The sequence below is a fragment of the Vibrio sp. 1978 genome (genome assembly GCF_033344345.1).
Map to the genome: position 1 here is coordinate 86,068 of NZ_JAWPOP010000013.1, position 26,066 is coordinate 112,133.

The 26,066-nt window shown below is 44.5% G+C and carries 23 protein-coding genes; 17 read left to right on the forward strand and 6 right to left on the reverse strand.

The window, feature by feature from the left end:
* The first annotated feature begins 125 nt into the window (after positions 1-125).
* The 8 genes from R8N49_RS14205 to R8N49_RS14240 all read left to right on the forward strand — a co-directional run bounded on the left by R8N49_RS14205 (position 126) and on the right by R8N49_RS14240 (position 8,941).
* Positions 126-722 carry a GTP cyclohydrolase II gene (locus R8N49_RS14205; protein ID WP_025767283.1) on the forward strand — a complete coding sequence of 199 codons (597 nt, stop codon included), beginning with the start codon at positions 126-128 and terminating at the stop codon, positions 720-722.
* A gap of 174 nt (positions 723-896) precedes the next feature.
* On the forward strand, positions 897-2,159 hold the full coding sequence (locus R8N49_RS14210; RefSeq protein ID WP_258489715.1) for an imelysin family protein: 1,263 nt from the start codon (positions 897-899) through the stop codon (positions 2,157-2,159).
* Positions 2,160-2,251: 92 nt separating this feature from the next.
* On the forward strand, positions 2,252-3,634 hold the full coding sequence (locus R8N49_RS14215) for a di-heme oxidoredictase family protein (RefSeq protein WP_258489714.1): 1,383 nt from the start codon (positions 2,252-2,254) through the stop codon (positions 3,632-3,634).
* A 10-nt stretch (positions 3,635-3,644) separates the two neighbouring features.
* Entirely contained in the window at positions 3,645-4,682 is a 1,038-nt protein-coding gene (locus tag R8N49_RS14220; RefSeq protein WP_258489712.1) for an imelysin family protein, read from the forward strand.
* Positions 4,663-5,745 carry a DUF1513 domain-containing protein gene (locus R8N49_RS14225; protein WP_258489710.1) on the forward strand — a complete coding sequence of 361 codons (1,083 nt, stop codon included), beginning with the start codon at positions 4,663-4,665 and terminating at the stop codon, positions 5,743-5,745. Before R8N49_RS14220 ends, R8N49_RS14225 begins: the two co-directional genes overlap by 20 nt.
* Before the next feature lie 153 nt (positions 5,746-5,898).
* Positions 5,899-7,440, forward strand: coding sequence for a L,D-transpeptidase family protein (locus R8N49_RS14230; RefSeq protein ID WP_005376852.1), 1,542 nt, complete (start codon positions 5,899-5,901; stop codon positions 7,438-7,440).
* A 166-nt stretch (positions 7,441-7,606) separates the two neighbouring features.
* Complete coding sequence (locus R8N49_RS14235; RefSeq protein WP_225495379.1) at positions 7,607-8,155, forward strand: DUF882 domain-containing protein; 549 nt, start codon at positions 7,607-7,609, stop codon at positions 8,153-8,155.
* A gap of 129 nt (positions 8,156-8,284) precedes the next feature.
* Positions 8,285-8,941 (forward strand): MBL fold metallo-hydrolase, encoded by a 657-nt coding sequence (locus R8N49_RS14240; RefSeq protein WP_005376855.1) that lies wholly within the window; start codon positions 8,285-8,287, stop codon positions 8,939-8,941.
* An 18-nt stretch (positions 8,942-8,959) separates the two neighbouring features.
* On the opposite strand, the gene R8N49_RS14245 is transcribed toward R8N49_RS14240, so the two are convergent.
* Complete coding sequence (locus R8N49_RS14245) at positions 8,960-9,625, reverse strand: DUF2982 domain-containing protein (protein WP_132936784.1); 666 nt, start codon at positions 9,623-9,625, stop codon at positions 8,960-8,962.
* 273 nt (positions 9,626-9,898) lie between these two features.
* Here R8N49_RS14245 and R8N49_RS14250 point away from each other — a divergent pair, with 273 nt between their 5' ends.
* The 6 genes from R8N49_RS14250 (at position 9,899) to R8N49_RS14275 (ending at position 15,902) form a co-directional block, all read left to right on the forward strand.
* Positions 9,899-10,303 carry a hypothetical protein gene (locus R8N49_RS14250; RefSeq protein ID WP_047103233.1) on the forward strand — a complete coding sequence of 135 codons (405 nt, stop codon included), beginning with the start codon at positions 9,899-9,901 and terminating at the stop codon, positions 10,301-10,303.
* A 415-nt stretch (positions 10,304-10,718) separates the two neighbouring features.
* Positions 10,719-11,810 (forward strand): TRAP transporter substrate-binding protein, encoded by a 1,092-nt coding sequence (locus tag R8N49_RS14255; protein ID WP_017636112.1) that lies wholly within the window; start codon positions 10,719-10,721, stop codon positions 11,808-11,810.
* Between the two features lie 115 nt (positions 11,811-11,925).
* The gene (locus tag R8N49_RS14260; RefSeq protein ID WP_005376869.1) at positions 11,926-12,465 is read left to right on the forward strand and encodes a TRAP transporter small permease subunit; all 540 of its coding nucleotides are present in this window, start codon (positions 11,926-11,928) and stop codon (positions 12,463-12,465) included.
* Positions 12,466-12,477: 12 nt separating this feature from the next.
* Positions 12,478-13,764: a TRAP transporter large permease gene (locus R8N49_RS14265; RefSeq protein WP_005376871.1), complete on the forward strand. Its 1,287-nt coding sequence runs from the start codon at positions 12,478-12,480 to the stop codon at positions 13,762-13,764.
* Positions 13,765-13,915: 151 nt separating this feature from the next.
* A complete protein-coding gene (locus R8N49_RS14270) occupies positions 13,916-15,271 on the forward strand; it encodes a cache domain-containing protein (protein ID WP_005386831.1) in 1,356 nt (451 codons plus the stop codon).
* Complete coding sequence (locus R8N49_RS14275; protein WP_005376875.1) at positions 15,264-15,902, forward strand: response regulator; 639 nt, start codon at positions 15,264-15,266, stop codon at positions 15,900-15,902. Before R8N49_RS14270 ends, R8N49_RS14275 begins: the two co-directional genes overlap by 8 nt.
* Positions 15,903-15,942: 40 nt before the next feature.
* Here R8N49_RS14275 and R8N49_RS14280 read toward each other — a convergent pair whose 3' ends face one another.
* Positions 15,943-16,419, reverse strand: a complete 477-nt coding sequence (locus R8N49_RS14280) for a MarR family winged helix-turn-helix transcriptional regulator (RefSeq protein WP_005376877.1) — start codon at positions 16,417-16,419, stop codon at positions 15,943-15,945.
* A gap of 387 nt (positions 16,420-16,806) precedes the next feature.
* Here R8N49_RS14280 and R8N49_RS14285 point away from each other — a divergent pair, with 387 nt between their 5' ends.
* Both R8N49_RS14285 and R8N49_RS14290 read left to right on the forward strand, forming a co-directional pair.
* Entirely contained in the window at positions 16,807-18,378 is a 1,572-nt protein-coding gene (locus tag R8N49_RS14285) for a BCCT family transporter (protein ID WP_047103228.1), read from the forward strand.
* 230 nt (positions 18,379-18,608) lie between these two features.
* Positions 18,609-20,492: a methyl-accepting chemotaxis protein gene (locus R8N49_RS14290; protein ID WP_138940459.1), complete on the forward strand. Its 1,884-nt coding sequence runs from the start codon at positions 18,609-18,611 to the stop codon at positions 20,490-20,492.
* A gap of 70 nt (positions 20,493-20,562) precedes the next feature.
* Here R8N49_RS14290 and R8N49_RS14295 read toward each other — a convergent pair whose 3' ends face one another.
* Together R8N49_RS14295 and R8N49_RS14300 are read right to left on the reverse strand one after the other, a co-directional pair.
* Positions 20,563-21,282, reverse strand: a complete 720-nt coding sequence (locus tag R8N49_RS14295) for a 3'-5' exonuclease (protein ID WP_005376881.1) — start codon at positions 21,280-21,282, stop codon at positions 20,563-20,565.
* A gap of 8 nt (positions 21,283-21,290) precedes the next feature.
* A complete protein-coding gene (locus R8N49_RS14300; protein ID WP_104979487.1) occupies positions 21,291-23,180 on the reverse strand; it encodes a DUF294 nucleotidyltransferase-like domain-containing protein in 1,890 nt (629 codons plus the stop codon).
* A gap of 314 nt (positions 23,181-23,494) precedes the next feature.
* On the opposite strand from R8N49_RS14300, the gene R8N49_RS14305 reads away from it, so the two are divergent.
* Positions 23,495-24,136, forward strand: coding sequence for an outer membrane beta-barrel protein (locus tag R8N49_RS14305; RefSeq protein ID WP_025767291.1), 642 nt, complete (start codon positions 23,495-23,497; stop codon positions 24,134-24,136).
* 89 nt (positions 24,137-24,225) lie between these two features.
* Here R8N49_RS14305 and R8N49_RS14310 read toward each other — a convergent pair whose 3' ends face one another.
* Both R8N49_RS14310 and R8N49_RS14315 read right to left on the reverse strand, forming a co-directional pair.
* Positions 24,226-25,416: an amino acid aminotransferase gene (locus R8N49_RS14310; protein WP_017636105.1), complete on the reverse strand. Its 1,191-nt coding sequence runs from the start codon at positions 25,414-25,416 to the stop codon at positions 24,226-24,228.
* A 331-nt stretch (positions 25,417-25,747) separates the two neighbouring features.
* The gene (locus R8N49_RS14315) at positions 25,748-26,047 is read right to left on the reverse strand and encodes a hypothetical protein (RefSeq protein WP_005376885.1); all 300 of its coding nucleotides are present in this window, start codon (positions 26,045-26,047) and stop codon (positions 25,748-25,750) included.
* Between the last annotated feature and the right edge of the window lie 19 nt (positions 26,048-26,066).

Sequence of the window (26,066 nt, forward strand, 5' to 3'; positions counted from 1 at the left end):
ATTGTGATCTCTATATTGCAAAATGCGGTATCAGTCCCCATAGTTGAGAGCAACGAGTAAATCCCATGAATGCAATAACGAAAACGCATCAAGCGCATCAAGCAATAAATCGAGTGAGTATAGATATGGCGGAAGTACGTGCCAGAGTAGATTTTAAAGTCGGGGCAAAAAGTAACATTGATGCCGAAATTCTGTCTTTCCATGGTCTGAAGACAGACAAAGAGCATGTTGCTATTATCTTTAAACAAGCGGACCAAACTCAGGACATGCCTTTAGTTCGTATGCACTCTGAGTGTTTGACAGGCGATGTGTTCCACTCTTCACGCTGTGACTGTGGTGAGCAACTAGAAGAGACGATCAATCGCATGGGCGAGTCCGGTGGTATCATCTTGTATCTCCGTCAGGAAGGTCGTGGTATTGGTTTGTACAATAAGATCGATGCATACCGCTTACAAAGCCAGGGCATGAACACGTACGAAGCTAACAACCATTTGGGCTTTGATGATGACCTGCGTGATTTCACAGAAGCAGCACAAATGCTAGAAGCTTTAGGCGTGAATAAGATCCGCCTCGTGACGAACAATCCTAAGAAAATTCGTGAGTTATCTGAGTACGGAATTGAAATTGGCGAGGTTGTCAATACCTCTGCACATATCAAAGATGGCAACGAAAATTATCTGAAGGCAAAAGTCTCTCACGGAAAACATGACCTAAAGGTTTAATCCTAAAGATAAAACTGACAATAAAGCCTGTGAAAAACCTCATTTTTATGAGGTTTTTTTGTATCTGGAGTTGCAAATAAATTGTAAATTTGTATTATCTCGAGACTAAAGTGCAAATAAGAATAATTAGCACTACCAATACGATAATTGAAAAGCTCAACAAGGATGCTTCAGATGAATGCAAAAAAAGTTTTAGTCCAATCTATTGCTGCATCACTCCTCATTGCCAGTGGTTCTACCGTTGCTGCCACAGTAACTAAACAACAAGTAGTCGAACATTACGCAGACGTTGCCCATGCTGTGTTTGCTGATTCAGTAACAACAGCGAAGGCGCTTGACGTAAAAATCGACGAATTTCTACAATCACCATCAGCGAAAAAGCTTGAAGAAGTAAAACAAGCTTGGCTAGATTCTCGCGTGCCTTACCAACAGTCTGAAGTTTTCCGTTTTGGTAACGCGATTGTTGATGATTGGGAAGGTCAGCTGAACGCATGGCCACTTGATGAAGGTTTGATTGACTACGTAGCGGCTGATTACCAATACGAATTGGGTAACGAGGGCGCTGCTGCCAACATCATCGCGAACACTAGCCTACAGATCGGTGCTTCTAAACTGGACGTTTCAAAAATCACTCCAGAATTGCTAGCGGATCTAAACGAAGTAGGTGGTTCTGAGGCAAACGTTGCATCAGGTTACCACGCGATTGAATTCTTACTTTGGGGTCAAGACCTAAACGGTACTAACGCGGGTGCAGGTCAACGCGCTTACACTGATTTCGTTGTGGGTTCTGAGTGTACGAATGGCCATTGTGATCGTCGTGGAGAGTACCTAAAAGCAGCCGCTGATCTACTGGTTCAAGACCTTGAGTGGATGGAAAAGCAGTGGTCTGCTGAAGTGAAAGGTAACTACCGTGAAGAGCTACTGAACGACTCAGCAGACAATGGTCTACGTAAGATGCTATTCGGCATGGGTTCTCTTTCTCTAGGTGAGCTAGCGGGTGAGCGCATGAAGGTAGCACTGGAAGCGAACTCAACAGAAGACGAGCACGATTGTTTCTCAGACAACACGCACAACTCTCACTACTACAATGAGCAAGGCATCTACAACGTTTACACAGGTACATACAAAAGTGTAAACGGCAAAGAGCTATCTGGTCCAAGTATCGCTGACCTTGTTGCTCAAAAAGACAAGAAAGCAGCGACCGAAATTCAAAAGCAGTTTGATACAACACGTAGCCAAGTTGGTGAGCTAGTGACTTCTGCAGAGAAGAACAACCAGCACTTTGACCAACTTATTGCAGCGGGTAACGCACAAGGCAACGCGCTAGTAAACGACACCATCATGTCGTTGGTAGCACAAACCGGTGCGATTGAGCGCGCGGCAAGCATTGTCGGCATCGACAGCCTAAGCCCTGATACTGCTGACCACGAGTTTTAATAAGAAAACCATAATAAATAAGGGCTCTTTGTGAGCCCTTTTGACGTTTGAGCTCGTTGTTATCACCCTTGTTGTCTATGTAGAGCAATGATATGAAGCCATACCTAATTTCTGCGCTAGCCGCGATCCTTTCTTCTTCTGCCATGGCTTATGATGTTAAGTCTGGTGGCAAAACCAGTGTTAAAAAAGACGGCGCGAATGCCTATTCTCTTCCTGCTGCTAACTTGCCAATGAGCAAACGCCTCGATTTTAGCGTCGGTAACAGCTTTTTCCGCAACCCTTGGGTACAAGCGCCAGCGTCAACAGACGCTCGTGATGGCTTAGGCCCGCTTTTTAACACCAATGGTTGTCAGAATTGTCACATCAAAGACGGTCGTGGTCATCCGCCAGAGAAAGATGATTTACATGCCGTGTCTATGTTAGTGCGCTTAAGCATTCCTGCGATGACGCCAGAACAAAAGAAAGCTTACATCAAAGATGGCGGCATACCTGAGCCGACTTATGGTGGCCAGCTTCAAGATTTCGCCCTGCAAGATCAAACGCCAGAAGGCAAAATCGAAATCACTTACACCGATGTCCCAGTGAAATTTAAAGACGGTACGACGGTGACGCTAAGAAAACCTCATTTGAACATTACCGATCTGGGTTACGGCGATATGCACCCTGATACCGAGTTCTCAGCACGCGTGGCACCGCCAATGATCGGCCTTGGTTTGTTAGAGAGTATTCCCGACGAAACGCTACTTGCTTGGGCTGATGAACAAGATGCCGACAAAGACGGTATCTCAGGCAAAGTCAATAAGGTGTGGGATATTGAGAAGGACAATTTCTCGATTGGTCGTTTTGGCTGGAAAGCAGGACAACCGACGTTAATGCAGCAAAATGCAGCAGCATTCAATGGTGATGTGGGTCTTACGAGCCATTTATTCCCAAATGAAAACTGTACCTCGAAACAAAGCATTTGTGACGACATGCCAAATGGCGGCAAACCTGAAGTGAGTGAAAATATTCTCGACTTCGTAGAGTTTTACAGCCAACACTTAGCCGTACCTATTCGCCGTAATGTCAATGACCCTAACGTGAAACTTGGTCAGCAAATCTTTGCTGCGTCTGGCTGTGAAAGCTGCCACAAGACCAGTGTTAAAACGGCGAAACGACCAGAGTTACCAGCGCTTTCTGAGCAGCTTATCCACCCATACACCGACATGCTTTTGCATGACATGGGTGAAGGCTTAGCCGATAACCGTCCGGAATACCTAGCAAACGGCCGCGAGTGGCGAACAGCACCGCTATGGGGCATTGGTTATACCGAAGAAGTAAACGGACATACTTACTTCTTACATGATGGTCGCGCTCGTAACCTGATGGAAGCAGTGTTGTGGCACGGCGGCGAAGCTGAAACGGCGAAACAAAACGTCTTAGCACTGAACAAAAAAGAACGTGACGCATTGATTGCGTTTCTGAATTCTCTATAAGGAAGCAACCATGAAAAAAACACTATTAGTGAGTGCGATTGCCGCAACGTTAAGTTTGGTTGGTTGCCAATCGACCATCGGTTCGAGCTCTGCCAAGCCTGAGAGTACAAGTCATATTTCTCAAAGCGTGTACGAGGTGGAGTTTCAATCAGCTCAGACGTTTTTAGCGCAAACCACAGAACTTGAACAACGCTTCGCAGATTACTGCGCATCAGAGTCGAAAGATGATGCACAAGTAAAACAGCAGTGGCATCAAACGATGCTGGCGTGGATGGCATTACAAGGTCAAGAACGTGGCCCTGCTACGGCGTTGGAGCAAAGCTGGAATGTTCAGTTTTGGCCAGATAAAAAGAACACCACTGGTCGTAAAATGTCTGTACTGACGAAATCTGATCAAGCTTGGAGTGCAGAAGATATCTCCACCCAAAGTGTCACCGTGCAAGGTTTAGGTGCATTGGAATGGCTGCTTTACGATAAAGCGTCGACCTTATCTAGCAATAGCAATACCTGTGCGACAGGTGTTTCGATTGCAGAAAACCTCGATAACAAAGCGCAGATCATCGCGGATTCTTGGGCAGAAAACCCTTGGAAATCGCTAGAGATGACAGAATGGGAATCTGAGTACATTTCACTGCTCTCGAATCAGCTTGAATACAGCATGAAGAAGTTGAGCCGACCGCTAGCGAAGATTGGTAAGCCTCGCCCGTATTTCTCAGAATCGTGGCGTTCAGAGACCTCGCTTTCAAACTTAAAAGCCAACCTTCAAGGGATGGAAGCGTTGTACTTTGCTAACGGGAATGGTCTAGATGCGCTACTTAGAGAGCAAGGCCATGCAGATCTCGCAGACCGTGTCATTCATCAGTTTGAAATGGCGTTAGAAACTTGGCCAGAAGATAAGAGCTTGTTTGCTGCACTACAAACAAAAGAAGGCTATCGCATGGTGCTCTCTCAATACAATAAGCTAGAGCAATTGAAGTACCTGATTCACGAAGAGGTGGCGATCGAGCTTGGCGTGGTTATAGGATTTAATGCAACCGATGGTGACTGATCAAACCCGCCGAAACTTACTGAAAGCTGCTCTATTCGGGGCAGCTACACCTATGATGCCATTTGGTTGTGCCTCAACAAGCTCACGTGAGCCTGCGTTGATCGGCTGCTCTATCATTGGCAGAGATAAATATGCAGCGGTGGTAGCGGATGAGCATGGTATGTCGCTATCTTCATTGCCGATTCCTGAACGTGGTCACGGTGTGGCAACAAACCAACAAGGCCACGCCGTAGTTTTTGGTCGTCGACCAGGTACTTTCTTCATGGTGTTTGATTATCGCTCAGAGCAGATGATCAAACTGCAACTAGCAAAGCCAAATCGCCATTTCTATGGGCATGGTGTTTACTCCCATGATGGCACATTGCTATTTGCCACAGAAGGGGAGAGGGGGACAAGTCGCGGGATCATTGGTGTTTATGATGTGCAGAAGCAATATCAAAAAATCGATGAGTTAACAGGTTTTGGCCTTGGCCCGCATGAAGTGATCATGATGCCTGACGGCGCACTAGCGATTGGCGTCGGTGGCGTACACACCAACGGCCGTGAACCACTGAACCTTGAAACGATGAAACCGAGCTTAAGTTATCTTTCACAAGATGGTGCGTTGCTGGATCAGGTTTCTTTACCGGATCACAAGTTGAGTATTCGCCACTTAGCCCATGATGGTGCGGAAACCGTGCTTTGTGGGCAGCAATATCGTGGTGAGCCGGATGAGTATCCAGCCTTGATCGCCATGCACACACGTGGTGGTGAAATGCAAGATCTTCAAGCTGAACCTGAAGAGTGGGCGCGTTTCAATCACTACGTTGCGAGTATTGCAGCAACCGATGAATGGATCTTAGCCACTTCGCCTCCGGGCAGTTGTTATGGTATATGGTCTAAATCTACTGGCAAATTGGTAGAGCTAAGTGCGTTACCAGACGCCTCTGGTGTTGTGGTCTATGGCGATGAGTTCCGAGTCAGCTCTGGTGCGGGAAAAGTGGTAGAGCAAAGACCAGAGGAGTCAAAAAGTACCTTCGCAAGCGGAGTGCAATGGGACAACCATTGGTCGAGAATTATCTAGAAAGATCATTGAGTAATTACTTATAGAGAGTTTTGTTGTCGTTTTCGGCATCAGATTCTTAATTTTAAACCTGCAAGCTGTGAGATATTTGCCATACTTTTTATTATGGCAAGTAGCGCAAGGATCATTTCAGTGTTTGCTAGGGTTTTAATCATGACGGCACTTCTGGTGCCGTTTTGCAGCTTTTCCACCGTCGTTTCTCTCGAAGCTTCAGCGCAAGTCGAGCAAGAGGGAGCGGTACAAAAGCTGTCTGTAGAAAAAATGATCCATTATCCAGAGGTGATTGATCAACTGTATCAAAGCACCAATTACCGTTTGAACTGGGAAAATGAAAGTGATATTGAGCAGTTTCTTTTTCAAGTAAACCTGGTTGCACTTGCGGATGTCACCGATGAATTCGAAAATCAACTTCACCGGATAAACCAAGTAAGGTGGCAGGGAGATAATCTCGACTTCGATTTAGTGATGACAGATTCACTCTTGATGTACCTTAGTTATCTTGAGCAACTCCCCGAAGAAGGGATTAATTGGCTATTTACAGACAAAGCCCATGTTACGTTACCCGCTCCTAGCATCGATACTTTATCGGTTCTGAGTAATGAGATTACGGTTGGCAAACTTGGTCAGTTTTTGGCAAGTCTCCGGTCTCCATTACAAACAGATGATGCTTTCTACTCCGCCTATTCTTCGCTATCGGAACATTCTCAGTACCAATATCCTGCCTATCAACAAACTGGGCTAGCACGTGTTGGCGATATATTAGAAAACAGACCCCTATTGATTGAGCGAATGGAGATCGTAGGCGTAGATGTTTCTTACTTGGATTTAGTCACTGAAGAATATGACGAACAATTAGAGCTTGCGATAAAAGAGTTCCAGCGTATTCATGGTTTGAAAGAAGATGGCGTTATCGGCCCGAATACCATTCGATGGATCAACTTTTCTCCTCAAGAGCGATTGCATCTGCTGGCGTTGAATTCTGAGCGTTCAAGAATTTGGTCGAAAGAAAGGGATAATGTTGTCTTTGTTAACGTGCCTGGATACGAAGTCACGTATTGGCATGACGGTCAACCCTTGTTTGAGTCTAAAGTTGTGGTAGGGAGAGCATCAAGAAAAACGCCCATCATGTCGGTAGCACTGGATTCAGTTATTCTCAACCCAACTTGGAACGTGCCTTGGACTATCATGGTTAAAGACATTATTCCTAAAGTAAAACGTAATCCGATGTATTTGATTAACCATAACATTCAAATCATTCGGTCTTGGACTTCGAACGAAATTATTGACCCTACAACCATCAATTGGGCAACGGTGAATCCGAGAACATTTCCTTATCGTATGCGACAGGCGTCGGGCTTACAAAATGCACTGGGATTGTACAAGTTCAATATGCCTAACCCACAAGCTATTTATTTGCATGACACGCCAAGTAAGAACTTGTTTGAACAGGACAGACGCGCATTCAGCTCAGGATGTGTTCGTGTAGAACATGCAGACCAATTAGCGGAACTTCTGTTCAAAACTCAGGGGCTGGAAGAACGTTTAGCGAAAAAGCGAGAAAGTTCTCGTCGGTCTAACACGTCAGTTCCTTTGGGAGAGCGCATTCAAGTACACATCATTTATCAAACAGCATGGTTGGAAGAGGGAACGCTTTACTACCGTGATGATATCTATAAGTACGATCACCGCAGTTGAAATATTTAAGGAAAATTTACAAAACGAAGAATCCTCTTTTCGTTCAATAATTAAGCAATAATTACTGCATCTGAAAATCAAGATGGAGCGTTTTATGCATTTGACGTGACAAATGTGTTTGGTTAATGTCCACGACTTGTCTAGTTGTTGAGCACTGTATTTTGAAATGGTAAGTCGTAACTTTTCCCGCCGAGATTTCCTTAAAATGACCGCTGGTGGTGTGGTGTTGGCGTCTGCCCTGCCATCATTTTCTTGGGCTTCACTCCCTGACGAGCCACGTGCGCTGGCGATGAACAACCTTAATACTGGAGAGATCCTCGAAACATGCTATTTCGATGGAAAACGATACATTAATGATGAACTGCAAAGGCTGAATGAGTTTTGTCGAGACCATCGACTGAACGAGGTTCATCCGATGGATCGACGCTTGTTCGATCAAATAAGCCAAATTCAAAAGTTAATTGGTACAGAAGCAGAGGTGATCGTCATTTCAGGTTACCGTTCTCCTGCCACTAACGCCTCGCTGCGCAACGGGTCTTCTCGTGTAGCGAAAAAGAGCATGCACATGGAAGGAAAGGCCATTGATTTCCGTTTAGACGGCGTGAAGCTTTCAACGGTTCGTGATGCTGCATTAAGCCTAAAAGCCGGTGGCGTGGGTTATTATCCAGGTAGTAACTTTATTCATATCGATACGGGTGCTGTTCGTTCCTGGTAGTGCCAGTTGAGACAAGGTTTCTAGTCTCAGAACGTCGTCGATTACCCACAGTTCAAAGCTTGAAGTCGCTAGGCCTTAGTGTCATAGTTGCGGCAGTTTTCACGCAAATTTATTCGGTATAGGTTATCTATGGCTCTGAAATACCAAGTTGTTCCAGTAACATCTTTCTCTCAAAACTGTTCTATTGTCTGGTGTGACGAAACCATGAAAGGTATTGTGGTTGACCCAGGCGGCGATGAAAAGCAGCTCGCTATGCTTATCAAAGAGTTGGGTGTTGACGTGGTAAACCTAGTGCTAACACACGGTCACTTGGACCACGTAGGTGGCACGGAGCCGCTGTCTGCACTGCTTGGCGGTACAGAGATTGTTGGTCCTCACAAGGCAGATAACTTCTGGTTGCAAGGTTTGGAAGGTCAGAGCCAAATGTTTGGTTTCCCGCTGACAGAAGCGTTTGAACCGCACCAATGGCTAAATGAGGGTGACACTGTCACGTTCGGTAATCAAGTGCTGAACGTATTCCATACACCTGGTCATACACCTGGTCACGTTGTGCTTTACAGTGAAGAAGCGCGTTTAGCGTTTGTGGGTGACGTTTTATTTAACGGTAGCATTGGTCGAACTGACTTCCCACAAGGTGATTTCAATACGTTGATTAGTTCTATCAAAGAGAAATTGTGGCCTTTAGGCAATGATGTCACGTTTGTCCCTGGTCACGGCCCTCAATCGACTTTCGGTCACGAGCGTAAAACTAACCCGTTCGTTGCTGACGAGATGCCGCTTTACTAAAAGTGCGTGTACTAAGCATTATTCTGGCTCGGCGGCAGCTAAGTATCGCCGAGTCAGTCCCACAAAATCCTCAGCCTCACGATCTAGATCACTTGCTGATATAAATAGATCGTAGCCATAAAAGCCTCTCTGATACTTCATCCGGTTGGCGAGCATCGCTAACAAACCTTTGTACTCAATCCCATCTCTGTTTATATACGGTTTAGGGTCAAGCACCATATCCTCAAACTTATCTTCACACTGATTTTGTTTCGCGCCTAAGTAAAGCAGTGCTCGCTGGCTGAGGAGAATTTCTGTCGCTATACGAGGGCAGATTGAATTTAAGTAGGGTGAGTAGTGTTTTAGACGAATACCGATCCAAGGTAGCGGTTGGTGCCACCCTTCCTGTTGGTAGCTACAAATACCGATTGACTCAATATTTCGCCATCGGACGACCCAACCTCCTTTAAAAAGGTGTTGCTGAAAGTGAGAAGCTGTCAGCGTAAAAGTGACTTGGCTTTTCTTAATCATCAAGATGGCGAAACCAACGATTGCAGACATCAAAATGACCGACAACATGGCTTGCTTCCATCCCGGAGAAATGGCAACCAAAAACAAAGTGATGAGTGCAACGAGCAACAAAAGTATTCTGTTGATAGGGGAGTTGGGTTTGAAATGTGAATTTGTTAGGTGCAGCGTTTCCATGCTTATAACCTCATCGAATACTTGTTCAAAAATGAGTGGGCAGCTTTATGTGCATTGACTTGCATTTAAAATAAAACAAACCTCTGTTTTTATACCCAGTATTCAATAAATCCGTTCATAAAATATCTGATTAAATAGTAGACGTTCTATGCTTTGAGCGCATTTTTCATCGCGTTTCGCCGCTAAAACCTACAAATTGCTTGTGAATTTTGGTATAAAACGCGCTTCAAATTTTCATCCCTGCTGAGATGCAGTGAACTGGAGAAATATTCAATGAGACTTGCTCATAAGCGTAAAGTGCAGATGAAACTGCAAAAACGCATTAAAGCGACAGTAGCAAACTTAGCTGCAGCACCTAAAGCAGTGAAGCCTGTTGCGGAAAAAGCAGTAGCACCTTCTGTTGCTGAAAAAGCTGTTGCGGAGAAAGTAGTAGCTGATAAAAAAGTAGCTGCAGTGAAAACAGTTGATGTTGCCCTTACTCCTAAGCAACAACAAGTATTAGACATCGTTATTGCGAATGCTGAAGGTATTAACCCTAAAGGCATCGGTCTAGCTGCAGGTCAAGAAGATACTAAAGCGGCATCATGGGCTACTGGCGCACTAAAGAAGCTTCTTGAAGAAAACCTAGTTCAAAAAGAGCAGTTAGCAGGTAACAAAGTTATCTACAAAGCAGTTTAATTACCGCTACCGTTCTAGATTGAATACCTCGGCCGATGCCGAGGTATTTTTTTTATCTTGGTATTGGAAATAATGCATTAAGTACTGACTTTAACACTACCAATAAGTGGTTTGTCACATTTTCTTAAATACTATGTAAATTTTTTGGCAGAAAAATACGTACGTATTGTCTTTTATTTTTATTCATAGATAAAAATATAATTTATTGATTTTGCTATTAACAGTCTTTTGTCATGACGATTATCCTACGTACTTGTACGTAATACCTTAGGCTAATACCTTATTGATGACTTACTCGCTTCCGTGTTCATGCCCATTTCGCATTAGACAACATTGTTACATCTTTTATACCGAATACAGCCAATCCTAATGAAATGGATGACAACAATAACCTTGGTGATAAAGGACGTGAACGATGAGTCTAATCCAAAAATCTTTAAAACGAGTGCTCAAAACAACCGCTGTCGCTGCCGCGATGGCACTCGCAGCGACTTCTGTAAACGCTGCTGAAAAAGTCTATCGTTTAAAGCTTGCTGAAACTTGGGGGCCTAATTTCCCAATTTTTGGTGATACCACAAAAAACATGGCCAAAATGGCGGAAGAGATGTCCAACGGACGTTTGCAAATCCGCATTGATTCCGCAAACAAGCATAAAGCGCCTTTTGGGGTGTTTGATATGGTTAAGTCGGGTCAGTATGACATGGGTCACTCAGCGTCTTATTACTGGAAGGGTAAGGTTCCAAACACACTTTACTTCACTTCTATGCCCTTCGGTATGTTGCCAACTGAGCAGTATGCATGGTTTTACTACGGCGGTGGTATGGAGCTGATGGAAAAAGTGTACTCTCCACATAACTTGATGTCTTTCCCTGGCGGTAATACCGATACTCAGATGGGCGGGTGGTTCCAAAAAGAGATCAAGTCCGTCGAGGACTTACAGGGTTTGAAAATGCGTATCCCAGGGTTTGCTGGTGAGATTTTGGCTGAGTTAGGTGCCAAGCCAACGAATATCGCCCCTGGTGAGCTATATACTTCTCTAGAGCGTCGCACAATTGATGCCTTGGAATGGGTTGGTCCATCGCTGGATCTACGTATGGGCTTCCACAAAATCGCGCCTTACTACTACACAGGTTGGCATGAGCCAGCGACTGAGCTTCAGTTCCTCGTTAACAAGCGCACCTGGAACCGTCTACCTGATGATCTAAAAGCGATTTTGCAAGTAGCCATGAAAACGGCCGCTTACGATATGTACACGCAATCGAAACACGAAAGCGGCAAAAACTGGGCATCTATTAAGTCTGAATACCCAAATGTTGAAGTAAAAGATTTCCCACCTGAAGTAGTAGCTGCGTTGCGAGAAGCAAACGATCGTTTGTTGAAAGAACATGCAGAAAAAGATGCTTTGGCGAAAGAGATTCAAGAGTCGCAAGCGAACTATATGAATCAAGTTCGACCATGGTCAGATATTTCGCACCGAGCGTACTTAAACAGTCAAGCTCAACAATAACGTTATGAAGCAGGCGATGCCGAGAGGTTTAGCCTGCTATCGAAGCCCAAGAAAACTTCATAATGAATGCTCCGCACCATAGCGGAGCGCATCTAAACGTTCCACGGAGTTCGGAATGAGAAGTCTTATTTATATTGAGCGATTATTTAACCGCTTTAGCGATTTTCTCGGATGGTTATCCAGCATCCTGTTTATTTTGTTGTTAGCAAACGTTGTGTACGACGTTGTCATGCGTTACGTGTTTAATGATGTGTCTATCGCATTCCAAGAAATGGAATGGCATCTATTCTCTGCCGTGTTCTTGCTTGGTGTGCCTTACGCAATTAAGTCCGGTGGCCATGTCCGCGTCGACATTTTTTATGAACGCTTATCTTACAAAGCACAATCCATCATCGACATCATAGGCACACTATTTTTCTTATTCCCTTTTTGCCTACTGGTAGCTTGGTTTGGTATTGATTTCGCCAAGGAGAGTTACGCGTTAGGCGAGACGTCTGGTGACCCAGGTGGCTTACCATATCGTTGGATTATCAAAGCGATGATTCCGCTGTCATTTTTCTTTATGGCGGTGAGTGGTATTGGATTGTTACTTCATTCAATCAACAAAATTGTCAACCCTCATCTCATCTATGCCGGTAATAACGGTAAGTCGTAAAAGGAAGTCATTATGATCGGTATAGTGATGTTTTTTGTTGCGCTCTTTGCGCTTCTATTGGGATTTCCCGTTGCCTTTACTTTTGGTGGTATCGCGCTGATTTTTGGTGTTTGGGCTGAAGGCATCGAGATGTTTGCTTTTATGCCATATCGAATTCAGTCCATTATGGAAAATACGGTGCTAATGGCCGTACCGCTGTTCGTTTTTATGGGGCTAGTGCTACAGAAAACGAAGCTTGCTGAACAGCTACTAGAATCAATGGGGCGTTTGTTCGGTGGCGTTCGCGGTGGTATCGCTATTTCTACCGTGTTAGTTGGCGCATTGCTTGCAGCTTCAACGGGTGTGGTAGGCGCATCAGTTGTTGCGATGGGCTTAATATCTCTTCCTGTGATGCTCAAGTACAATTACGACAAAGGTTTAGCGTGTGGGACTATTTGTGCGTCTGGCACGTTGGGCCAAATTATCCCACCTTCTATCGTGTTGATCTTGTTGGGTGATGTACTTGGCGTACCGGTAGGGGACCTATTTCAAGCTGCGATCTGGCCCGGTATTACACTTGTTGGCGCCTATGTGATCTACATTCTCATCTACGCGAAGTTGAACCCTCAAGCCGCACAGGCGATAGAGCGCGATGAGTCGATCAGTCGTAAACAAGAAGTGCTCACCGCACTGAAAGCTGTATTGCCACCTTTAGCATTAATCATCGTGGTATTGGGCTCCATCTTTGCAGGGATTGCAACACCAACAGAGTCAGCGGCACTGGGTGGTGCAGGTGCGATTATTTTATCGCTATTGTATAAGCAGTTTAGTTGGTCGATGATTTATGATGCATCAAAAGAGACAGTTAAAGTAACCGCAATGGTCTTTGCGATCTTACTTGGTGCGACCGCCTTCTCAATGGCATTTACCTACACTGGTGGTGATTATTTAGTTGAAGAGTGGATGTTAGAACTGCCGGGTGAAAAGTGGGGATTCCTTATTATTACCATGGTGGTGATTCTGATTTTAGGTTTCTTTATCGACTTCGTTGAAATCTGTTTTATCATCGTGCCAATTATTGCGCCAGTCGCTGAATTGATGGGCATTAATATGACGTGGTTTGCGATTCTTATTGCGATGAACTTGCAGACGTCGTTCCTCACACCGCCATTTGGCTTTAGTTTGTTTTATCTAAAAGGTGTCGCTCCAGCAGGGGTTACTACGCGTGATATCTACAAAGGTGTGATGCCATTCATCGCGATTCAGATTGTTGTGTTGGCGTCTTTGCTGTTTTTCCCAGGTTTTTACGGTATGAGTTAATCACTCGATAATAAAGAGATTTTGTGAACTGAGAGTTTTTACCTTTTGAGACAAGTTGTTAAGCTGTTAATTATGTCTATGCAGACACAATCGATTGGTTTGTACTGCTAAGATAGTAAGCTGTAAAGGCAGCGTTTCATGGAGGGAAGGGATGCCTCTCAAAGCAAAGTTAATTCTGCTGACACTGATACCCGTGGTATTGGTGTCAGCGAGTATCAGCTGGATCTCTATCTATCAAACCAAGACCCTTGGCAAAAGGGAGGTAGAGATCTTTCATCAAAACCTGATCCAATCAAAAGAAGCGGCGCTGAAAGATACGGTCGACGTCGCTTTTGACTCCATTTCTTACATCTACAACGATCCGACATTAGAAGAGAGTGTTGCCAAAACGCGTGTGAAAGCGATTTTAAATCGTTTGAGTTATGGGTCTGACGGCTATTTTTTTGCTTATGATAAATATGGTACCAACCTTGTACACCCAGTTCTTCCAGAGCTTGTCGGGGAAAACTTACTCTATCTTGAAGACGAAAATGGCGATCGCTTAATCGAAGCTTTATTGTATCAAGCGCAATCCGGTGGCGGATTTCATCAGTACCTGTGGCAAAAGCCATCTACGGGTGAAGTCGTCCCTAAGCTTAGTTACGCTGCATGGCTCGATAAGTGGGAATGGATGATAGGGACTGGGCTGTATATTGAGGATGTCAGCCGAGAAGTCGCCAATATGCGCGCGGCAGTGAACAAAAATATCGAAACGACATTTTTCTCAGTCGTCGTGATCTTAGCGGTGACCGTTGCTGTAATCATTGTTCTCACTTTGGCGATCAATCTGCACGAGCATCGCCTCGCTGATAAGAACCTGAAAGAATTGGCACATAAAACCGTGATGTTCCAAGAAGATGAGAAAAAGCATTTAGCGCGAGAACTGCATGATGGAATCAATCAGTTGTTAGTCTCCAGTAAATGTCATTTAGACTTAATGAGTCATAGACTGGAAGACGAAAAACTCAAATCCCACTTAGATAAATCACAACGATCGCTCGTCACCGCGATAAATGAGGTGCGGCATATTTCTCATCAGCTCCGTCCAAGCGCCCTCGATGATATCGGTTTAGAAGCAGCACTGACGACCTTGCTACAGGATTTTCATTCCCATTCCGGGATTGATATCGAGAGCAATTTCGATACTCAGCAGCACAAACTGACTTCGGAAGTCGCAACGACGCTATATCGCGTCGCTCAGGAGTCTTTGAATAACATTGAAAAACATGCGCGAGCGAAAAAAGTAACGGTTACTTTGCAAAAAATGGGCAATATGCTGCAATTACTCATACGTGATGATGGCGTTGGGTTTGTGGTTAACCAAGCAGTGCACCAACAAGGGATTGGGTTAAGGAATATGCAAGAGCGTGTAGAGTTCATCGGTGGTGAATTTGAGCTAATGAGTGAGCTTGGCTTGGGAACAGAGATTACCGTGCTGCTTAATTTGGATGAAATAGTTTATGGATAAACCGATTAGTGTAGTGATTGTCGATGATCATCAAGTGGTGTTGGATGGCTTCATGGCTCGTTTGGAGTTAGAGCCTGACATCGAAGTGGTGGGTACAGCAAGTAATGGTTTGGAAGCGATAGAGGTCGCAAAGCACTTGCAACCGGATGTCATATTGATGGATATCAGCATGCCTATAATGAACGGTATTGAAGCGACTGGTGTAATTAAAGAAGCGCGCCCAGAGAGCAAAATACTTATGTTGACCATGCACGATAATCGCGAGTACATCATGAAGGTCATGCAAGCTGGTGCCGTAGGATATATGCTCAAGGAAATCTCGGCCGAGAAAATGGTGCAAGCAATAAAAACGGTGAACCAAGGCTCGACGTATTTCTGTGAATCCGTCACACAAACACTCTTTACCCAAGAAGTGGTGCCTGCCACGCAAAAAACGAATCCTCTCAGCCGCAGGGAAGAAGCGGTACTTAAATTAGTTGCTCAAGGAAACAGCAGCAAAAAAATCGCCACTTTACTCAATATTAGTTATCGAACGGTAGAGACGCATCGCCATAACATTAAGCACAAGTTGGACTTACATTCGACGGCAGAGTTAGCAAAATATGCGTTTGAAACTGGCTTGACTGAGTAGGAGAGTAGTGCCCGCAAAAAGCGAGCACGTGGGAGCGAAACTAATCGGCTTTGGTAATGCTACCAAGCTCTAGCATTGGAGCAACATCGATGTCCTCTGCATTCATCATCGTCGAGATGCGTTGAACGGAAGATAGTAGAAGGGATTGCTCCCATTCTTCCAATTTTTGGAATCGATTAATGAAGTGCTCTTGCAGCGGCGTTGGTGCTTGTTTTAAGGCTTCTTGGCCCTTGCTCGTAAGTACAGCATGCACTTTACGCTTGTCTTGAACACTGCGCTGACGCTCAACAAACTGGCCTCGTTCTAGTCTATCTAGAATGGTCGTTGCGGTCGCTTGGCTCATGTTAGTGTGGCTAGACAACTGTTTAATCGTCACGTTATCTAAGTCATTGATAGCGCGCATCAAAATCAACTGTGGAGCAGTCAATCCAGACTCTTTGCTCAGCTTTTTAGAATGTAAATCAATAGCGCGGATGATCTGACGAATCGAGACCAATACTTCTTCGTACTTTTCCAATTTATTCATCCAGTCTGTAGGGAACATTTATCGAGGCGACACTAACTTAAATGCGCCCTTATTTAAAGGGGGGAAATCAAAAATTACCCCTACAATTTTACGCCGTGTCCTCAATACCATTTTGTCGCGCCTTTTCGACAAAATAAGAAGAGCTAAAATTATTATAGCAATAAATGTTTGTGGTCTAACTATTGTAGTAGTGATTTGTTCTATCAAAGGCCGTAACCACACAGTGAAAAGTAAGTTATTGGATTTTTTAATAGCAAAAAGATAGACAAAAACGTGTCAAATGATAGGATCTTGCGCCTTCACGGAATGCAAAACGTATCGTGTTCGAAAGATTTTTTTGTTTGGTACGTAAAAACACTACAAAAATAGAGAGGAACGATGACAAAGGGTATAGATAAGTACAGTATCGATAGTACCGACTATACGGTAGGTCAGGACAACGTTCAAAAATGGGGTTTTGATGTTCATAACCCAGTTTTTGGTATTAGTGCAGGTTTAATTGCGCTGTTTCTTGTCGCTGCATTAGTTCTAGATGCACATACCGCAAAGACGGCACTTGATGGGCTGAAGTGGAAAATTATTGGTTCATTCGATTGGTTGTTCATTATTGCAGGTAACATTTTCGTTATTTTCTGTTTGGCGCTTATCGTCTCACCAATGGGTAAGATTCGACTAGGTGGTAAAGACGCTGTTGCCGATTACTCGTTTATGTCATGGCTTGCAATGCTATTTGCAGCTGGTATGGGTATCGGTTTAATGTTCTGGAGTGTTGCAGAACCTGTCGCTTACTTCACCGGTTGGTATGAAACGCCACTTGGTGTTGAGGCAAATACACCAGAAGCCGCGAGATTGGCACTGGGTGCAACGATGTTCCACTGGGGCCTTCACCCATGGGCAATTTACGGTGTTGTAGCACTTTCTTTAGCATTCTTTGCCTACAACAAAGGTTTACCGCTATCTATGCGTTCGATCTTCTACCCACTTCTGGGTGATCGTGCATGGGGTTGGGCTGGCCACATTGTGGACATTCTGGCTGTGCTTGCGACTTTATTTGGTCTTGCTACATCCCTAGGTCTAGGTGCGCAGCAAGCAGCAAGTGGTATTCATCACGTATTTGGTGTTGAGCCAGGCCTTGGCCTACAAATCGTCGTCATTACCGTTGTAACTTTGCTTGCTGTTGTTTCAGTGGTACGTGGTATTGATGGTGGCGTTAAAGTCATTAGTAACATCAACATGGTTGTGGCGTTCTTGCTACTTCTCCTTGTTGGTCTTATCGGTTGGGCGGCGAGTTTAGGCTCGATTCCAACCACACTTATGGCATACGTAGAGAATATTATTCCACTAAGTAACCCGTTTGGTCGTACAGATGAGGCATGGTTCCAAGGCTGGACTGTATTCTACTGGGCTTGGTGGATTTCATGGTCACCATTCGTAGGTATGTTCATTGCGCGTGTTTCTCGCGGTCGTACCGTTCGTGAATTCATTACAGCCGTTCTACTTGTTCCAACCGCTGTTACTGTTATTTGGATGTCAGTATTTGGTGGCCTGGCGATCGAGCAAGTTGTTGATAAAGTAGGTGAGCTGGGCACAAATGGCTTGACTGACGTATCTCTCGCTATGTTCCAAATGTTTGATGTTCTTCCATTTGGTAGCATGCTTTCTATCATCGCTGTTGTGCTGGTACTTGTGTTCTTCATTACATCTTCTGACTCTGGTTCACTTGTTATCGACAGTATCACGGCAGGTGGTAAAGTCGATGCACCTGTACTTCAACGTGTCTTCTGGGCATTCATGGAAGGTGCAATTGCGGTTGCTCTGCTATGGATTGGTGGCTCCGAGGCGGTTCAAGCTCTTCAGGCCGGTGCCATTTCTACAGCACTGCCATTTACCTTCATTCTGCTTGCAATGTGTGTGAGCTTATTGATGGGTATGCGAACTGAGCGTCAGTAATTCGGCATTTTATAAAACCGTCTGACTAACAATTAATCAAAAGGCCAGCAATTTGCTGGCTTTTTTGTGCGGTTTTTATGACGCTCGAGACAAAAAAATGACACATGAAAGTTCATATTTTACAAAGAGTTAATGTGCTATTTTGTTTTTTAAAAATTAGTGAATAGTCGTAAAAAAGTGTGTAATATTCATGCACCTTAACTGTTCTCCCAACTCAAAAAACTATAAATATGAAATTATCATTAAAACAAAAGCTTATAGGCGCAAGCCTTTCTGCTGTTGTTGTGATGGCAACAGCACTTACTTGGTTGTCGGCTGGTCAATTATTTGATCAGACTCGTTCAGGTGTCTATTCACGTGCGCAAAGTCTTAGTACTACTGCGTCAGAGGGAATTTCTGATTGGGTCAATATCCGTAAAGATATTGCCACTGCGTTCAACGACTACTCGACCGAGCAAGACGTTGTTCCTTTCCTACAACAAGCTCGCAAGGCTGGTGGCTTCGATGACATCTTCCTTGGTACACCAAACGGTGATATGTACCGCTCTCATCCGGAGCGTAACCGTGCTGATTATGACCCTCGCACACGTCCTTGGTACAAGGATGCTGATGCAGCGGGTAAGCAAATCATCACAGCCGCATATCAAGACGCAATCACTAATGCACTACTTGTGACCATTGCTGAGCCAGTAATGAAAAATGGTCAGTTTGTTGGTGTTGTTGGTGCGGACGTACTGATCGATCAGCTTATCAGCGATGTCATTAACTTAGATGCAGGTGAAAACGCGCATGCGATGCTAATCGACATGAATGAAGGCACCTTCTTAGCACATCCAGATAAAAGCTTGACGCTTAAGCCTATCACCAGTGTTCTAAAAGATTTTTCAGAAGAGGCAATTGAGCGCGCCGCCGATGAAGGTCGTATCGAAGATACGATAATCAAAGGAAAAGAGAAGCTTTACTACTTCAATAAAGTTCCTGGTACGCATTGGATGTTTGCGATTGAAATGGATCGCGCAACAGAAGAAGCAGGTCATGCGGTATTGCTACGAGATCTATTGTTTACTGCTGTGGCGATCACGATTGTGGTTATTCTTGCAGTTTCTTGGCTAGTTGGTTTCTTGTTCCGTGACTTGAACCGCGTATCAAATGCACTGGAAGAAATTGCATCTGGCGAAGGTGACTTAACGCAACGCCTAGAACCACGCAGTGATGATGAAGTAGGTAAACTGGCGGAAAACTTCAACCGTTTTGTTGGCAACATGCACACAATGGTTACTAAGCTTAGCCACGTATCTTCTGCGCTTTCAGAGCAAGCTCGCACGACAGCACAGCAAGCTGAGGAGCGTAGTCAGCGTATCTCTTACCAGCAAGATGAAATCAACATGGTGGCGACGGCTGTGAACGAAATGGCAGCAGCGACACAAGAAATTGCAGGTAATGCTGATAGCACGGCAAGTAATTCAGAAGAAGCGGTTCAAGCTTGTTCACATGGTTCAAGCCAAGTAACTCAAACGCAAGGCTCTATTCAGAACTTAGCGCAAGAAGTTCAAGTTGCTACTGATGTGATTCAAGAGCTAGAAGCACACGGAAATAGCATCAATACGATTCTATCAACGATTCAAGGCATTGCAGAGCAAACGAACCTACTTGCACTGAACGCGGCGATCGAAGCGGCACGTGCAGGTGAGCAAGGCCGTGGTTTTGCTGTGGTTGCAGATGAAGTCCGCGTATTGAGCCAACGTACTCATGCTTCAACGCAAGAGATTCAAGAAACTATCGAGATGCTACAAGGCACAACAGCCAAGGCGGTCGGTATTATGGGTGACAGTCGTCGTCTAGCTGATACCAGTGTTGATGATGCCAATGCGGCTGCAGCGAGCTTGACGCAAATCCACACTGCTGTTGAGCGTATCAGTGATATGGCAACGCAGATTGCTTCAGCAGCAGAAGAGCAAGCATCGGTAACCACTGAGATCACTCGTAACACTGAAGGTATTCGTGATGTGTCTAACGAGCTGTCAGTCGAAGCTCATCAAGCAGCAGAACAAGCTGCTCACCTGTCTGAGCTATCACACGAACTTGAACAAGAGATTCAACGCTTTAAGCTGTAATCTTGTCTCAACCTAAGTAAAAAAGGAGCCATCTGGCTCCTTTTTTGATCGCTATTAAGTGTGAAGTATATTACAGCCAGAACTCACTGATGGGTTGCTCTTCACTGTAATGATGGGCGATTTGCGCTTGCAGTAGCTCTGCGGTAGCAATTGCATCGGTTAATGCATGGTGAGGCGTATAGTCTGGCAGCCCATAACGGCGTCGAGATTGCGCTAGCCTAACCGATTCTGGCTTTTTCCCTTTTAAACGCTCCCAGAGAGAGCCGGAACGTTTCTGTTGAATGGTTTCTTCAAGGTGCAGCGTATCTAAAACAGGAAACTCAATACCTTCCCCTAAACGGCTTTTGAGCGCTTTATCCAGAAACTCTCTCTCGATACGACGGTAATGAACAACAATGATTTTCCCGCTTAAGCATGGTAGCAGCTCGCTTAAGATATCGCCTAAGTCAGGTGCATCGATCAATTCGCTGTGAGTAATACCGTGTATAATGACTGAATCTTCATCGAGTGCACGCTGTGGACGTACCTTCCAATGACGCGAGTTACGTAGGAAAATTCGCTTCAGGTTAAACGGCACTAAACCAATAGTAATGATGTCATGTTTTTCAGGATTCAAACCCGTCGTTTCGAAATCTAACGCCACGAACTCCACCTCAGATAACGGTGTTTCTGGAGCAGGCGGCTTGTTGCTATAAAACGCAATTAAATTCTCATCCTTCGCCATCTCCAGCTTTTGTTCAAACTTCGTTGGCCACTGAATGGTTGGCTTCTGAAAGAGCTTTTTAATCATGCTAAACCTCACTTAAAGCTCTTGTTCGCTTGGTAGCGGAACTTAAGGAAATTTTGACCATTGCTTAGGATCTGGAATGCATCCTTTAGGTTGCGACGTTCAAACTCAGAGAGGTTTTCCGGTTCGATATTGTTATCAGGATCAATGCCTAGTTCCACATCCGTCGCTTGGTGACGAATACGCACCATGGAAATAAACTCTAACGCGTCTTTTAAGTCTTGTGCTCGACCTTTTGGCAAAATGCCAGCATCAATAATGTCGTCAAGACGCTCAAACGAGTTCTGTGCACGTGAACCAACCGCCAGAGAGTGAACGCGAATTAAGTCGACCAGAGGAGCAGTACCGCGACGTTTGAGGTTGATGGAGTTGTTGTGTCTGCCATCTTTTTCCATCACGAAGTCTTTAAAAAAGCCTAGAGGTGGTGTTCTGTTTAGTGCGTTACGAGCCAAACACGCTAAGAAGCGGTTGTTCTTTCGAGCGCGACGAACAATAAAGCTAGTTAACTGTTCTGCCCATTTTAAGCGGCCATAGACGCCATCCAAGTCGAAAAAGATGGAGGCGTTGAGTAGTGCTTTCGGGTTCGGGTTATCAATCCAGTCAGCAAAACACTCTTCCCACTCTGAACGAGTCATGCGCCATAGTGGGTTGGTTGCCATAATATCGCCTGTGCAATATTTGTAGCCACAGGCATCTAAACCATCGCTGACGTATTTTGCTAGGGCTTCGAAGTATTTACTATGTTTCTCTTCTTGATAGGTCTCATCTAGAATGATGGCGTTATCTTGGTCAGTTACCAACAGTTGCTCATCTCGCCCCATTGAGCCAAGTGCAAGGAAACAATAAGGAATTGGCGGTGGGCCAAGCTCTTCTTCTGCCATTTCTAGCAGACGCTGTTTGAAGCTTCGGCCAATGACCGACATCGCGCTACCCACCATGTGAGAGTTGGCATCTTCATTGACCAAACGCACGAAGCTGCTTTTCACTTCTTCGGCAACAACGGCTAAATCTTCGATAGTCTGTTGTTGGAAAATACTACTCACCAACAACAACGAATTCTGAGATTCATAACGAACAATGTCGGTTGTTTCGATAATACCGATTGGTAATTGGTTTTTTACCACTGGTAGGTGATGTACGTTGTAACGCAGCATCGTTAACATTGCTTCATAGATGTAAGCGTTGTGGTCAAGTGACATGACCTCCGTGGTCATCACACTGGACACATCGTCCTGTGGGGACAAACCTTCAGCTAACACACGGGTACACAAGTCGCGGTCAGTAATGATACCAAGTACTGGGGACTGTGGATCGTCTTCGTCACGAACGAAATCTGGGTCGACGATAAGTAAAGCCGATACGTTGTCATTCGCCATTTGCTGCGCGGCTTGCTGGATTGTCTGACCACGATCAATCGTATGAGCATCGCCAGTTAGCAAGGTTTTCACTTTCGACGTCGTCAGGTCATTGGCGTCTTTGTTTTCTGAAATGGCTTGGCGTAAACGAGCGCTATTTTCAACTTCAACAAAATCCGCAAAGGAATCAAAGTTATCGTAAATTTCTTGGAAAATGTCACCAGGAATACAGTAGAGCAGGGTATCCTCAATGGCTTTTACCGGAAAGCGGACTTTGTTATTGGTGAGCATGCCCATCTGGCCAAATAGGTCACCCTCGTCAAGGCGGTTATACAGCTCACCTTTGCGTCGATAAACTTCAACAACACCGCTTCGCACCACGTATAAATCTTGGATATAGTCTCCAAAATGGATGATGGGGGTATCTTCTCGGTAGTACGAGATTTCGACACTCTCTGTCACCTTGTTTAGTGTTTCTTCAGGGAGTTCATTGAACGGGGGATACTTGGCGAGAAAGTTGTAAATCTCGAGAAGTTCTGCATCCATCGAAGGCGCCTTTTAGTTCGCAAATAATAAAGTAATCTTAACTTAGTTTTAAAACAGAGTCTTATCTGAACCGCGATTTTCGTGCTCAGTCATAAGATTCTGACATATCGCACGATAAGGGAGCTTCATTTTTACTACTATATGGTCACCTCAATTGAAAAAGACGTCGTCGATATGTTTTCTTCGTGATGACTGATTAGATCTTTGGCTGTTTCAGATCGTTATCACGTCTTTAGATTAAGCTATTCTTCTTGAGCCAAGTAGCTCAGGCGATGGAATACAGTGTTTAGATAATTCTCATGAAAGGAAGTCGAATGGTGAGAAATTTATTGCTTGTTTCTTTAGCTGCTTTGCCGGCGATATCAAGCGCAGCGGTCATGGACCAAGCAGAAAAATTTGGGTACGAACACATTCATTTGGATGTTGGTGCCGGAACGACAAACGAAGAATGGTTAGATAACTCTAATGCGACCACAGTTGGACTCGGTGGTAACTATTTGTTTACTGAGAACTGGTTGTTTAATGTTGATTACTCAGCGCAGTTTTTCCATCCGGATGATTTTACTCTTCGCATTGACCGCCTTTTGTTTGGTGGTGGTTACCGTTATGGAGTTACAGAGCAATTCGATATCTACGGGATATATGGAATAGGCGCAATCAAAGCGAAAGCGACGGACGACAAAACGGATAATACGTTGTCTTCCGATAGCGAATTGATTCAAGCTGTAACTGTTGGGGTGAATTACTTGCTCAGTGAAAAGCTTATTGCGACAGCTGAAGTGGAGTTGAACCGTAGTGATATCGTTGATGAGAACAATTTTAAGATCGGTTTTAACTACCAATGGCATAAAGTCATCGGCACTGGTCTTTTTTATCAGTTTAGAGATACTGATTACAGCGGTGAAAGCTCAGATTACGTCAATGAAGTAGGGCTGAGTTTGAAGTTTGTCTACTAGATCGGACGGGTTCGCTTTTGGCGTTAAGTTAAAACAAAAAAGGTCAGCTTATGCTGACCTTTCCTTTTAATAAAGTATGCGACAGTCGATTATAAAACCGCTGCAATGCCTTTACACAGAGGGCCCATATTTGACTTCGTCATACCAGCAACACTGATTCGGCCAGAACCGACAATGTAAATACCGAACTCTTCTTTGAGGCGGTTAACTTGCTCTTTAGAAAGACCAGAGAAAGAGAACATACCATTTTGACGTTCGATGAAACTAAAGTCTGCGTCCACACCCTCTGCTTTTAGTGTCGCTACAAATAGTTCACGCATTTCTTGAATGCGGTCACGCATTTCTGCTACTTCAGCTTCCCATTCCGCACGCATTTCGGCGTTGCCAAGAATGTGAGTCACGACAGCGCTGCCGTGTGCAGGTGGGTTAGAGTAGATAGAGCGAATAATGGCTTTAACTTGAGAAAAAGCGGTTGTTGCGACTTCTTCTGACTCAGCTACTAACGTGAAGGCACCTACGCGTTCATTGTATAGGCCAAAGTTTTTCGAGAAAGAGCTCGCGACTAGGATTTCTTTGTTGTATTTAGCAAAAGTACGAAGACCTGCAGCATCTTCTTCCACACCTTTAGCAAAGCCTTGGTAGGCGAAGTCGAACAGAGGAAGCAATTTCTTCTCTGCGACAAGTTTCGCCAATGTTTCCCATTCTTCAGCCGTAGGATCGATCCCTGTAGGGTTGTGACAGCAGCCGTGTAGAAGCACGATGTCGCCTTCAGATGCAGATTGCAGATCATTTAGCATCGCATCGAAGTCTTTGTCTTTTGTTTCAGCATTGTAGTAGCTGTATTGTGCCGTTTCGATACCAGCAGCAGTAAATACGCCGTTGTGGTTCGCCCATGTTGGGTTGCTGATCCAGATCTTTACATCGCCTAGTTGACGTTTAATAAACTCGCCGGCAACACGTAGTGCACCAGTACCACCCGGAGCTTGAGCTGTTTTAGCGCGTTTTTCGTTTACAATTTCTGCATCAGAGCCGAAAAGCAGTTTTTGCACTGCAATGCCGTACTCTGCTGTGCCTTCGATGGTTAGGTAAGATTTGGTTTTTTCAGTTTCAACAAGTGCTGCTTCAGCTTTCTTTACTGTCGCAAGAACGGGAGTTTCGCCTTGCTCGTTTTTGTAAATACCTACGCCAAGGTTAATTTTGTCTGCGCGAGCATCTTTTTTAAACTCTTCAGTAAGGCCAAGAATAGGGTCAGCCGGAGCGGCAACTACTTTTTCAAACATAATCTTCATCCATGTTAATCGAAGGGGTGTGCTAACATTTATACCTTTCAGCAATATTGGTTACAACCGTTACTGAAAAGAAAACCTAAAAAAGTTGCGATTTGAAACAGAATTCTAACATAACTAAAGTTTTTGCCATGAAAACGTTTGGTAGGCACAGAGTTTGAAGGGCATTTATGCCATGGTTGGAGAAGTTTTGCACACATCCCAATCGTTTCAATTCAGTGCTTTGCGTTAACACGTTTATAATTGTCTAGTGAGGATTTGTTGAGACAAAAACGCCCCACCAAAGGTGGAGCGTTTACTGTTAGAGTATGGATATCGGTTGGGGTTATTTCTTCAGATTGATTTCCGACTCAACCGCATTGGTTTCGATGTCAGGGTTAGAAGAAAGTTTTTCAGTCGCCCAGTCGTTCATATGCTTTAAGATCGCTTTTAATGCGTGCTTTTCGGTTGGTACTTCTGTCTTTTCAACTTCAAGTTTTTGCTTCGGATGCGTACCCGTCGCATCTTCCGCAACGTGTAGCCAATCTGGGTGCCAGTAATAAGGTTGGCCGGAAGGAGAGCTCCAAGAATGTACGCCGTTGGATTCACCTTTGTATTTAATATCTTCTTCGTTGTATTTCGCCATTATTGTTTTCTCTCATAAT